Origin of the sequence: Microcoleus sp. S13_C3, from assembly GCF_036700905.1 — a bacterium.
GTDB lineage: Bacteria > Cyanobacteriota > Cyanobacteriia > Cyanobacteriales > Microcoleaceae > Microcoleus.
Genome location: NZ_JAUBPT010000167.1, coordinates 3,256 through 17,315 on the forward strand (window position 1 = coordinate 3,256; position 14,060 = coordinate 17,315).

Annotated in this window: 1 protein-coding gene and 1 CRISPR repeat array; the gene reads left to right on the forward strand. The window is 44.9% G+C overall.

The window, feature by feature from the left end; all coding sequences use genetic code 11:
- Positions 1–349: 349 nt before the first annotated feature.
- Positions 350–1,450, forward strand: a complete 1,101-nt coding sequence (locus QUA16_RS30470) for a precorrin-8X methylmutase (RefSeq protein ID WP_333107978.1) — start codon at positions 350–352, stop codon at positions 1,448–1,450.
- Between the two features lie 106 nt (positions 1,451–1,556).
- A CRISPR array of direct repeats spans positions 1,557–13,974; the repeat unit is 37 nt; unit sequence GTTTCAATCCCTGATAGGGAGTTTGGTTAATTGCGGC.
- Positions 13,975–14,060: the final 86 nt, after the last annotated feature.

A 14,060-nucleotide genomic window follows, 5' to 3' on the forward strand; every position in this document is an offset into this window, starting at 1 on the left:
TTAATGTTTCAGTCGGTTTTAACCGACTTCTGCTATGAGACGGGGATTTCAATCACTCCTAGGACTGTGGGTGAATGTCAAGGCCCTCGCCCTCAACTTGTCATTCGTTACATCCGACAGTCCGACAGGGAATGAATTCCCTGTCTCATAGCGTAAGTCCTCTGAAAGAGGACTGAAGATAGTTGAGAATTGAATTTAATGTTTCAGTCGGTTTTAACCGACTTCTGCTATGAGACGGGGATTTCAATCACTCCTAGGACTGTGGGTGAATGCGTGGGAATTGATTCACTCCTAGGATTGCGGGTGAATCAGAAAGCCAAATATACAATCCCAAAATTCCCAAAATCCAATGCAAGAATACCTGACAATCAAACAACTTACAGAAGCGGTAAAAGGCACAATTACCCCGCGGATGGTGCGACATTATCACGCTTTGGGGCTGCTATCTCCGGCGGTACGATCGACCTCTAACTACAGATTGTACACCCGCAGCGATGTGCAAAGGCTGCAAAGAATAGTGGCACTCAAGCAGCAAGGCTTTCAACTGTCTCACATTCGCAAACTGTTAGAAACTGACGCGGATGCTTCGCCTGACGCGCTGATGGCGACTCTGCAACGGCAATATCTGTCGGTTATTCAGCAAATTGTTCGCCTCAGAGAAACGGCTTCCGCGCTGGAAGGATTGCTGGGACGGGATATTTCCTGTAAAGCGGTGCAAGCGGACGCATTGGCGCAATTAAGGCTGTTGCAGGCGGAAACTGAGGGGGGGTTGGATGAGTTGGAACAATTTTGGGAGGGTTGGGATGCGGGGGCGCACACTCACCCGGAGGATTTTGGGGAGTCGTTGCAGCTTTTGTTGCCGGATTTGGCCGATCGCTCGGAAATTGAGGTAGACTTGCTTTCTAAACTGGTGTTAGCTTGCGGAGATTGTTCGCTGCTGCCGTTTGTGAAGTTGAGCGAAACGGCGATTCAATCGGCGCGGGAAGCTTTGAAAAATCAGTGTCAAATTGTGGCTGATGTGCCACCTGTTTTTGCTGCTTTGGATCGGACAAGATTGGCGCATTTGGGAACAAGTATTGCAACTTTAATTGATGACCCGCACATCAATGCTGCGGCGGAAGCGGAACAGGAATTCTGGCAGCAGCGTGAGTGGTTTGATAAGTTGTTGAAACTGGAAAAAGGATGTATATTAGTGATAGGATATGCGCCGTCTGTGCTGATGGCGGTTTGCGAGGCGATCGAGTGTGGGCAACTGCAACCGGCTTTGGTAGTTGGAATGCCGATCGGTTTTAGTCATTCTCCGGTGGCGAAACGGCGGTTAGTGCGATCGGGCGTTGCTTATATTACAACTGTGGGAACGTTTGGCGGCGGGTTGTTGGCGGCAGTTGCTTTGAATGCTTTGGTTGAGTCTTTGATTGAAAAGCCGAATTGTCATTGTCATTTGAAGTGAAGATGGGATTTAGGTTGGTTGCGGCGAAGAAGGAGTCAGGAGTCAGGAGTCAGGAGAAGAATACTCTCTTTCCTCCTGTCTCCTCCTCTGGTGAATACTTCCGAAAGTTTCAATCCCTGATAGGGAGTTTGGTTAATTGCGGCTGCTATCGGCAAAGCAATCAGCGGCTTGACATTGAAGTTTCAATCCCTGATAGGGAGTTTGGTTAATTGCGGCCCTAAGCCCTCGGTAAAGATTTTAGGCGTGGAAATTTTGGAGTTTCAATCCCTGATAGGGAGTTTGGTTAATTGCGGCTCGATCCAAAAACTGGCAAGGCATACCCGCCTGGGTATATTCCGTTTCAATCCCTGATAGGGAGTTTGGTTAATTGCGGCGTACAAAAGCGGAAAATACTGCTGACAAAATTAGGCACGGAAGTTTCAATCCCTGATAGGGAGTTTGGTTAATTGCGGCGCATTCCGTTGGTGGACCAGCATTGTCCTAGATGTCTCTGTTTCAATCCCTGATAGGGAGTTTGGTTAATTGCGGCCCAAGTATTACAAAAGTTACAGGAGTAAACCCAAAAGCCCTGGTTTCAATCCCTGATAGGGAGTTTGGTTAATTGCGGCCTGGCAAACTCAACGTTGAGTTGATGGAAAGCCTGAAAAGTTTCAATCCCTGATAGGGAGTTTGGTTAATTGCGGCTTGAAGATTGCGCCATTTTTGCAAAACTCTATCAAGTTTCAATCCCTGATAGGGAGTTTGGTTAATTGCGGCATTAAATATTTAGCAGGGCTTTTGGATAGGATTCTGTGTTTCAATCCCTGATAGGGAGTTTGGTTAATTGCGGCACTCAAGAAAACGCTTTTGCCTTGTTTTCCCTCGTTTCAATCCCTGATAGGGAGTTTGGTTAATTGCGGCTAGTCTTTGAGCGAGGTGCGATGTTCCGGGCAAGTTTCAATCCCTGATAGGGAGTTTGGTTAATTGCGGCATGATACTATTAAATCAGGGTTAGCACTTCCTGAGAATAGTTTCAATCCCTGATAGGGAGTTTGGTTAATTGCGGCGTGACCAAGGGCTTCGATCGTCACATCGGAATTGTCAGCACGGTGGTTTCAATCCCTGATAGGGAGTTTGGTTAATTGCGGCCGTAGTTACGCCTGTCTTAAGCTTGCCTAGCCGAGTTTCAATCCCTGATAGGGAGTTTGGTTAATTGCGGCGACTCACCTGGCCTCTGCGAAAAAGCGACAGGCTCTGTTTCAATCCCTGATAGGGAGTTTGGTTAATTGCGGCTTACTGATGACTATAGGTTGTCGGGTCTTTGGACTGGTTTCAATCCCTGATAGGGAGTTTGGTTAATTGCGGCTTGTTCCGATGTCGTTTAAATCTCGCAGTTGAAAGCGACTAAAATCCTGTTTCAATCCCTGATAGGGAGTTTGGTTAATTGCGGCTTTTCGATGGGCTGTGCCAAACCCGCAGGCAAGTTTCAATCCCTGATAGGGAGTTTGGTTAATTGCGGCTGCTATAGTGGAAATAGGTGATGACGGCGAAAAGTTTCAATCCCTGATAGGGAGTTTGGTTAATTGCGGCTAATTGCGGCCCATGTCGATCGATGCCAAACTAACTAAGTTGGGTTTCAATCCCTGATAGGGAGTTTGGTTAATTGCGGCAGAAAATATCATTAGTGGTAAGAGATATATTGGGAGGTTTCAATCCCTGATAGGGAGTTTGGTTAATTGCGGCTTAATTACTTAGAACCTGGACTAACTAAAAGTAGTAGTTTCAATCCCTGATAGGGAGTTTGGTTAATTGCGGCTTCTCTTCAAACCACGTAGCCCACCAATTCCCCCACCGTTTCAATCCCTGATAGGGAGTTTGGTTAATTGCGGCTTGGGGGAAAACAGCGAATTATTCAGGATTAGTTTCAATCCCTGATAGGGAGTTTGGTTAATTGCGGCACATAGTACAAAGTGAAGAAGTAACATTTACTGATGTTTCAATCCCTGATAGGGAGTTTGGTTAATTGCGGCACTCTTCCTACTACACTCGAGGATTTACTAGAGTTTCAATCCCTGATAGGGAGTTTGGTTAATTGCGGCTAAAAAGGTTTTTCCTGAGCCTTGCGGGCCGTAAATTAGGTTTCAATCCCTGATAGGGAGTTTGGTTAATTGCGGCCGTAAAATTTCACCCAATAACGGGAGCACTTTTGTACGTTTCAATCCCTGATAGGGAGTTTGGTTAATTGCGGCTCAATCCTGCGATCGGAACTTTTCGGAACATCACCAAATAGTTTCAATCCCTGATAGGGAGTTTGGTTAATTGCGGCATCGCTTGATTTGTTGCCTACCTTACCAGACCAATAGTAGCAAGTTTCAATTCCTGATAGGGAGTTTGGTTAATTGCGGCCAATTCTTAAGCATCTCCTGCGTATACCAAACAATAGAAGTTTCAATCCCTGATAGGGAGTTTGGTTAATTGCGGCGCAAATTTACTTACTATTTCCAGGGCTGGCTCAGTTTCAATCCCTGATAGGGAGTTTGGTTAATTGCGGCGTGCAATCAATACTGCCAACTGCCATCACCGACGTTTCAATCCCTGATAGGGAGTTTGGTTAATTGCGGCCTGGTTGACTCCTATAACCATTGGCAACTAGAGGCTTGTTTCAATCCCTGATAGGGAGTTTGGTTAATTGCGGCTCATTGATTATGATTGGGAGGAAAAAGAATTAAAAGTTTCAATCCCTGATAGGGAGTTTGGTTAATTGCGGCAGAGCTACTATTTGACCGTTTTGCAGTTGAAAGTTAGTTTCAATCCCTGATAGGGAGTTTGGTTAATTGCGGCAGTACACCACAAAGTGTCTGACAACCCAGAGTTAGTTTCAATCCCTGATAGGGAGTTTGGTTAATTGCGGCAAACAGGAATCGTATCAGTTGCACTCTCAACAACTGCGTTTCAATCCCTGATAGGGAGTTTGGTTAATTGCGGCACAAAAGGAGTAATGGGTAAAGGATTAGCATTAGAGTTTAAGTTTCAATCCCTGATAGGGAGTTTGGTTAATTGCGGCGGGATTTTGATCGACCCTAATGCAATTTCTAGGGTTGCAGTTTCAATCCCTGATAGGGAGTTTGGTTAATTGCGGCCATCAATTTGTATTTCGGTATCAACATCAAATAACGTTTCAATCCCTGATAGGGAGTTTGGTTAATTGCGGCTTGAGATTAAATAAGGGTAGGGAAACATCCTTGGAGAGGAGGGTTTCAATCCCTGATAGGGAGTTTGGTTAATTGCGGCCTGACCATCAAAGAATGTATCGATAAACTCTTGTTCGGTGGCGTTTCAATCCCTGATAGGGAGTTTGGTTAATTGCGGCAATATTTAATTATATTGAATAAACATGACTCGAATGTTTCAATCCCTGATAGGGAGTTTGGTTAATTGCGGCGGTTCTTTACTTTAAATCTAGCTCCACTAGGAGAGTTTCAATCCCTGATAGGGAGTTTGGTTAATTGCGGCATTACTGCTAAAGCTGCAAAAAATGCTGGTAAGTAACTCGTTTCAATCCCTGATAGGGAGTTTGGTTAATTGCGGCATACGCTGCTAGTGTTATTGCGTCCAAAATCCATAGGTTTCAATCCCTGATAGGGAGTTTGGTTAATTGCGGCTTGACAGTTTGTCCTTCAACATGGCGATCGTCCACTTCGCCCCCGTTTCAATCCCTGATAGGGAGTTTGGTTAATTGCGGCTTCTGAACCAGACTGGCTTTCTTCCAGAGCGTCGCCGTTTCAATCCCTGATAGGGAGTTTGGTTAATTGCGGCTTGAAATCGGGGAGGTTGTTGGGGCTGTAGCCACCGAGGTTTCAATCCCTGATAGGGAGTTTGGTTAATTGCGGCTGCATTAAGTACCAGTCGAAAAGTTTCGTCACGTCTGTTTCAATCCCTGATAGGGAGTTTGGTTAATTGCGGCTCACTGGATTTAGCAGCCAGTGAATTTTTTTGTGTAGCGTTTCAATCCCTGATAGGGAGTTTGGTTAATTGCGGCGCAGGGAATCATTTTGCAGAGCGCCGGGTTAACGAAGCTCAAGTTTCAATCCCTGATAGGGAGTTTGGTTAATTGCGGCTCGGAGAATCTGCGGGTTGAGTCTGTGGTCGGAGCCGAAGTTTCAATCCCTGATAGGGAGTTTGGTTAATTGCGGCCTTAGATAAGTCTATTGCAACTGGGATTTTTTTCGTTTCAATCCCTGATAGGGAGTTTGGTTAATTGCGGCTGTTTTTTGCGCTCCTATTTTGGTGTTAGCCATATTGTTTCAATCCCTGATAGGGAGTTTGGTTAATTGCGGCTTTGCGTCTGGTCATGTCGTAACAGCACTTTCGTCAAGTTTCAATCCCTGATAGGGAGTTTGGTTAATTGCGGCGTGATTCTTTTCTGAACTTTCTAGAATGTGCAGAAAATCGCGTTTCAATCCCTGATAGGGAGTTTGGTTAATTGCGGCCCAAGTTTAATGTTAAGAAGTTTGCCAATAGTGCTGAGTTTCAATCCCTGATAGGGAGTTTGGTTAATTGCGGCATCACTAAAAATCCAAATTCTAAGCCACAGACGCAGCGTTTCAATCCCTGATAGGGAGTTTGGTTAATTGCGGCTTGACACATCTGCTACGCTAGGCTCAGAGCGGCCAAAGTTTCAATCCCTGATAGGGAGTTTGGTTAATTGCGGCCAAACTTGATACCACCAGCCTTGAGAGCCGCCACGGGCTAAGTTTCAATCCCTGATAGGGAGTTTGGTTAATTGCGGCGCGAGTAGAATTTCGGCAACCTTGACCTTTGCGCCGTTTCAATCCCTGATAGGGAGTTTGGTTAATTGCGGCCTATGCGCTTAACCGATTCCTCATTGATAATCTGTTTCAATCCCTGATAGGGAGTTTGGTTAATTGCGGCTTTCTACGATAGTGGCGATATCGTTACAATTGCGTTTCAATCCCTGATAGGGAGTTTGGTTAATTGCGGCGCGCGGTTAGCTTCTAGCGAATATCCTTGATAAGTTCCCCCGTTTCAATCCCTGATAGGGAGTTTGGTTAATTGCGGCAGTCAAGTCGCCCCAGACACCAAAAGGCGGGTTGTTTCAATCCCTGATAGGGAGTTTGGTTAATTGCGGCTCAATCGTATTAGTAACACAATTAAATCATTAAGTTTCAATCCCTGATAGGGAGTTTGGTTAATTGCGGCGTTACTACATTGACTCTAATGCGGGCGATCTACACGTTTCAATCCCTGATAGGGAGTTTGGTTAATTGCGGCATAGAATATATGAAAAGGTCACTATATTTTACTAAGTTTCAATCCCTGATAGGGAGTTTGGTTAATTGCGGCCTGAGTTACTAAACACCAAACCCTATAGCAACTAAAGCGTTTCAATCCCTGATAGGGAGTTTGGTTAATTGCGGCTCTAGAGTTTAGACAAGAATGTAAGAATAAAGCTAGAGGTTTCAATCCCTGATAGGGAGTTTGGTTAATTGCGGCAGTCTACCCCTATCCTGCGGTAGAATTCTATATTGTTTCAATCCCTGATAGGGAGTTTGGTTAATTGCGGCGGTATTGAATAGTCTCGGAGGTCAAACTAATGCGTTTCAATCCCTGATAGGGAGTTTGGTTAATTGCGGCAATATCACTTAGGTTTTGCATTAGACTTACCCGAAGGGTTTCAATCCCTGATAGGGAGTTTGGTTAATTGCGGCAAAAGTAGTATTGCCTGTACTATATACAGGACTATTCAGTTTCAATCCCTGATAGGGAGTTTGGTTAATTGCGGCAATAAAAATTCTCTCTCAAAATTTACAAAAAAGTTTCAATCCCTGATAGGGAGTTTGGTTAATTGCGGCATTCCTCGCACTGCTTTGATATCAATGCTCAACGTTTCAATCCCTGATAGGGAGTTTGGTTAATTGCGGCCTCCTGAGAATATGTTCATCAACGAGTTTTACAGAGTTTCAATCCCTGATAGGGAGTTTGGTTAATTGCGGCCGCAAAATGACTGGAGATCAGACTTCTCCTTGGTATGTTTCAATCCCTGATAGGGAGTTTGGTTAATTGCGGCTTTATATAGCTTTTATCAGAAAGGAAATAAAGAAGGTTTCAATCCCTGATAGGGAGTTTGGTTAATTGCGGCGGGAGATGATATTCAAAGGGATGTTAGGTACAGGTTTCAATCCCTGATAGGGAGTTTGGTTAATTGCGGCTCAAAACTCTAGAATGCTTAGGGTTTAATGAGAGTGGAGGTTTCAATCCCTGATAGGGAGTTTGGTTAATTGCGGCATTGCCAAATGATTACTTTGAAGATACTACTAGAGTTTCAATCCCTGATAGGGAGTTTGGTTAATTGCGGCAATTTTCGGGGGCTGGCTAGTGACGGGGGGATCGTTGGTTTCAATCCCTGATAGGGAGTTTGGTTAATTGCGGCCCGCATCCAGTCTCCTAGGTTGGATTGCGAGCACTGTTTCAATCCCTGATAGGGAGTTTGGTTAATTGCGGCTAAACTGGGAGAACTTTTGACTGACTAATTAACCTGTTTCAATCCCTGATAGGGAGTTTGGTTAATTGCGGCCGAAATTCTATCAGCTTACGCAGCATTTAGCAGTAAAGTTTCAATCCCTGATAGGGAGTTTGGTTAATTGCGGCCTGGCACAATATCGGTACTCTGAGAATCTTAGAACAAGTAGAGTTTCAATCCCTGATAGGGAGTTTGGTTAATTGCGGCTAAACCAACTTTGACAAGAGAACTAAGAGCTTCGTTTCAATCCCTGATAGGGAGTTTGGTTAATTGCGGCCTTAAAAAGTTTATCAAAGCGAAAGTCCAATCCTCAAGTTTCAATCCCTGATAGGGAGTTTGGTTAATTGCGGCCGGATAGAGAACCTTTCATTTTTATATGGTAAAGATTCTGTTTCAATCCCTGATAGGGAGTTTGGTTAATTGCGGCAAAAAAATCGTCGGATATAAAGATTCTAATAATGTCATGTTTCAATCCCTGATAGGGAGTTTGGTTAATTGCGGCCCAATTACTATCAATTCCCTGCGTTTTTACAAAGTTTCAATCCCTGATAGGGAGTTTGGTTAATTGCGGCATGAGCTCAGCCCTCTGATTAGGGCCCATCGGTGAATTGTTTCAATCCCTGATAGGGAGTTTGGTTAATTGCGGCTGAAGACTTCTGATGCTTCTGATTGTTCAAGAAGCGAGTTTCAATCCCTGATAGGGAGTTTGGTTAATTGCGGCATTACCCTGACCCCCGCCCCACTCCACTACCCCGTTTCAATCCCTGATAGGGAGTTTGGTTAATTGCGGCTCCCTTTTAAATAAATCAACCCCCGCAAAAGCCTTAGTTTCAATCCCTGATAGGGAGTTTGGTTAATTGCGGCCAAATTGGAAGCAAAAGAAATCTTGATAGATCAACTGGTTTCAATCCCTGATAGGGAGTTTGGTTAATTGCGGCTCGGCTTGCGCTCGATCTTCGCAGGGATGCAATTTGGAGCGTTTCAATCCCTGATAGGGAGTTTGGTTAATTGCGGCGAGACTTACGCCCTAGTCGTTTGCCCAAATCTTCTGTTTCAATCCCTGATAGGGAGTTTGGTTAATTGCGGCTGGTTAAGCGGCCGGTTGCTCTGAGTAAGTGTTAAAAGTTTCAATCCCTGATAGGGAGTTTGGTTAATTGCGGCCAGTGGTAAAATCGGCTGTACCTTGTGCTAGTAGGTTTCAATCCCTGATAGGGAGTTTGGTTAATTGCGGCCGGAAGGAAGATATGCGTAAGATCATTGAGGTGCGGCAAGTTTCAATCCCTGATAGGGAGTTTGGTTAATTGCGGCAATGTGCAAGCAAAAGCTTTAAACGCATTAGGTTTAGTTTCAATCCCTGATAGGGAGTTTGGTTAATTGCGGCCTGGAACAAAGAACGATTAGACCGCGAAACGTTATTGTTTCAATCCCTGATAGGGAGTTTGGTTAATTGCGGCAAGCTTGACGTGATAGAGTGGAAAGAGAATAGACGCTGTGTTTCAATCCCTGATAGGGAGTTTGGTTAATTGCGGCTTGCAAGGTCGCTTTACTCGATTTACGTCATTTCAGATACTTGTTTCAATCCCTGATAGGGAGTTTGGTTAATTGCGGCATTTTGGAAAGAACTTGAGGAATTTTATGCGACTAGTTTCAATCCCTGATAGGGAGTTTGGTTAATTGCGGCCTTTTGTTGGTAATTGAATTACATAGGATTGACAGCGTTTCAATCCCTGATAGGGAGTTTGGTTAATTGCGGCTTTTTTTGCCAAATCCTTTCCCATAACTAGAATCTTTTTGTTTCAATCCCTGATAGGGAGTTTGGTTAATTGCGGCCTATCTCTGATTCACGCGGTTACATTGTGATTCCTGAGTTTCAATCCCTGATAGGGAGTTTGGTTAATTGCGGCTTTCATCATGTTTTGAGTGATTGTTTCGAGCAACATTTTGCGTTTCAATCCCTGATAGGGAGTTTGGTTAATTGCGGCCCGGTCATGGTTGAATAAATCAAGCTGCTTAAAACTGCGTTTCAATCCCTGATAGGGAGTTTGGTTAATTGCGGCTCGAGATGGAAATATGCTCGGCATGAACGCAAAGTTTCAATCCCTGATAGGGAGTTTGGTTAATTGCGGCTTGTTGTCGTCAACAGCTTTCCGTATTTGCCAAGCTATCAAGCAAATTGTTTCAATCCCTGATAGGGAGTTTGGTTAATTGCGGCTTGAGCATTTGTTTCCACACATTTTGTCGCCCATAATCCATTGACCGTTTCAATCCCTGATAGGGAGTTTGGTTAATTGCGGCCTAATTTTCTTGCTCTTCTGTCTAGGGCTTTTTGGTTTCAATCCCTGATAGGGAGTTTGGTTAATTGCGGCGAGATTTCATGCGATCGACAGGGAGAGGGTTAGGGTTTCAATCCCTGATAGGGAGTTTGGTTAATTGCGGCTTCGATTTTCCTTTTCTCCGATTCCCGGTGCCCGCTGGGAAAATAGTTTCAATCCCTGATAGGGAGTTTGGTTAATTGCGGCGCTTGGTGGAGATTTGAGCAAATTGTCCGAAAAAGTTTCAATCCCTGATAGGGAGTTTGGTTAATTGCGGCGTTGGCAACTCCCCGGAAATAATATTTAGGAATTATGCCGGGTTTCAATCCCTGATAGGGAGTTTGGTTAATTGCGGCCCGCACCAATCGCACCAGCAATCGCACCTGATAGCACCGTTTCAATCCCTGATAGGGAGTTTGGTTAATTGCGGCCCGACTGAGTGCGATCGACTAATGAGTTGGTGCGATCGCCAGTTTCAATCCCTGATAGGGAGTTTGGTTAATTGCGGCAGAAATTAGCAGCTACTAAGCAATTGCAAGCCGGCGGAGTAATGTTTCAATCCCTGATAGGGAGTTTGGTTAATTGCGGCGGCTGATTGATGATTACATTCAAGAAGAGCCAGAGATGTTTCAATCCCTGATAGGGAGTTTGGTTAATTGCGGCTCTCAGCCAATTTAAAAGGGAAAATCTTAGTTTGTGTTTCAATCCCTGATAGGGAGTTTGGTTAATTGCGGCCAAACAAACAATCATAGAAATCTCGCCCAATACTCTAAATCGTTTCAATCCCTGATAGGGAGTTTGGTTAATTGCGGCTGTTCTTGTTTTTCTTGGGTTTCAAGTTTTTTCTTTGTTTCAATCCCTGATAGGGAGTTTGGTTAATTGCGGCAATCAAACTTTTGCCCGATCGCCAAAACTTCCTGCCAGTTTCAATCCCTGATAGGGAGTTTGGTTAATTGCGGCTTGACACGATCGCCGGATCGATTCCCAATACCGGTTTCAATCCCTGATAGGGAGTTTGGTTAATTGCGGCGGGGATGCCCCTTTTAAAGGGGGATGTAAGCGGGCGGTCAGTGCGTTTCAATCCCTGATAGGGAGTTTGGTTAATTGCGGCATTTGAAAAGTGTTGCCGATCGGCACAATCAAGCGCAAAGTTTCAATCCCTGATAGGGAGTTTGGTTAATTGCGGCTTTGTAAGGGCTGGCACTGAACACTAAACTGAATCGTTTCAATCCCTGATAGGGAGTTTGGTTAATTGCGGCTTAGAAGCCTCGCACATCGGTTGCAGAAGAGTTGCAGGTTTCAATCCCTGATAGGGAGTTTGGTTAATTGCGGCTTTATCGCTTAAATTCTCCGCAGCCTGTTGTCATAGGGTTTCAATCCCTGATAGGGAGTTTGGTTAATTGCGGCATTACCCCATGCGACAAAGCCAAAGGCTGACGATAATTTCATGTTTCAATCCCTGATAGGGAGTTTGGTTAATTGCGGCCTAGTGACGCACAGCAGATCACCTGCTTGTGCTGTTTCAATCCCTGATAGGGAGTTTGGTTAATTGCGGCTTAATACAAGCTAATTCTGAAAGTTGCTCTAGATGTTTCAATCCCTGATAGGGAGTTTGGTTAATTGCGGCCTGAGTTGCAAAAAGGATGGGAAGCTGTTAGAATTGTTTCAATCCCTGATAGGGAGTTTGGTTAATTGCGGCAAACGACACAAACCCCGCGCTGGTAATCACTTCACACGTTTCAATCCCTGATAGGGAGTTTGGTTAATTGCGGCGTTGATTGTTCAAGCTTTACGCCGTCGGTTTCTAACTCGATGTTTTGTTTCAATCCCTGATAGGGAGTTTGGTTAATTGCGGCGCCGGAGTTTGGGGCGTACCAGTGGGAAGCGATCGGTTTCAATCCCTGATAGGGAGTTTGGTTAATTGCGGCCCGACACAGGCAGGCAGGGAACAACACCGCACCCGTACCGTTTCAATCCCTGATAGGGAGTTTGGTTAATTGCGGCCCTCCTAGCTCAATCCCCGCTGGCGGCAGAATTACTGTTTCAATCCCTGATAGGGAGTTTGGTTAATTGCGGCACAGAGTTACCCACTAAGTCATCTCTTGCGGCGTGTTTCAATCCCTGATAGGGAGTTTGGTTAATTGCGGCAGCAGTGCAGCCGCAGCCGGCCACGTTGCTATGAGCAAAGAGGTTTCAATCCCTGATAGGGAGTTTGGTTAATTGCGGCCGGGAACGTTGATATCTACACCCATCGCAGCGGTAGGTTTCAATCCCTGATAGGGAGTTTGGTTAATTGCGGCACTTAGTTGCTGTTGCTAAAATTGCTCGAGTCGGAGGTTTCAATCCCTGATAGGGAGTTTGGTTAATTGCGGCTCACCCGCCAGACTAGACCCGCCCCAACACCCGCGAGGTTTCAATCCCTGATAGGGAGTTTGGTTAATTGCGGCATGATTAAACCTAGGAGGTACAGTATTAAAATCAGGTTTCAATCCCTGATAGGGAGTTTGGTTAATTGCGGCTTTTACAGCACTCTTGCTGTATGTATGGGAAAATCAAGAGTTTCAATCCCTGATAGGGAGTTTGGTTAATTGCGGCTTGCAATTCTGCCAAACGAGCTTTGCCATCAACAAATTTCCGTTTCAATCCCTGATAGGGAGTTTGGTTAATTGCGGCTTTAGCAGCATTCCGCCAATAATCGCCAGGGCTGTTTCAATCCCTGATAGGGAGTTTGGTTAATTGCGGCTGACCGTATTTCCGTGTCCCAAAATCACCGGGAGCGTTTCAATCCCTGATAGGGAGTTTGGTTAATTGCGGCAGCAACACCCTGATACTTCTGGCGCTGTACATGTTTCAATCCCTGATAGGGAGTTTGGTTAATTGCGGCCTGATTCTTTAGATATGGATATGGAGCAACATTTTGTTTCAATCCCTGATAGGGAGTTTGGTTAATTGCGGCAACAGACGGACCCCCACATTCACATGGAAGTCCGCAACAGGTTTCAATCCCTGATAGGGAGTTTGGTTAATTGCGGCGAAAATAATGCCTATGTTTAGGATATTCGCTACCGTTTCAATCCCTGATAGGGAGTTTGGTTAATTGCGGCGTGTCAATATATGTTTGATATATTTCCGAAAAGCTTAGTTTCAATCCCTGATAGGGAGTTTGGTTAATTGCGGCGCGAGCGCTTCTGTCACAACTTGAGGCCGACTGGATTGTTTCAATCCCTGATAGGGAGTTTGGTTAATTGCGGCTGTAGAATTCGCGCCGGAAACAACACCCGCGACAGGTTTCAATCCCTGATAGGGAGTTTGGTTAATTGCGGCAACGACAATTTTAACGGTTTCGCATGGCAAGCGAGTTTCAATCCCTGATAGGGAGTTTGGTTAATTGCGGCTTATTGCGCTGTACGGCGGTTTCTGATGATATATTAGTTTCAATCCCTGATAGGGAGTTTGGTTAATTGCGGCAAATTCCACCGGGCTCCCACCTGACTGACAGCCAAGTTTCAATCCCTGATAGGGAGTTTGGTTAATTGCGGCAAAGACTGGAAGCTTTGCTTATTCTAATTATTTGTTTCAATCCCTGATAGGGAGTTTGGTTAATTGCGGCTCACCGACTAGGTTCGACTGAAAAACCAAAAACTGACAATTAGAAGTTTCAATCCCTGATAGGGAGTTTGGTTAATTGCGGCTTGGCTACATTCTGTAGTTTAGACTAAAAAATGAGCGCAGCTAAAAGTAGCCACCTTTGAATCTCAGGCAAGCTGTTGCTCAAAAA

What these genes read in the sequence shown, in the direction of transcription:
- QUA16_RS30470 (WP_333107978.1), top strand. Translation starts at nt 350, where the DNA reads ATGCAAGAATACCTGACAATCAAACAACTTACAGAAGCGGTAAAAGGC.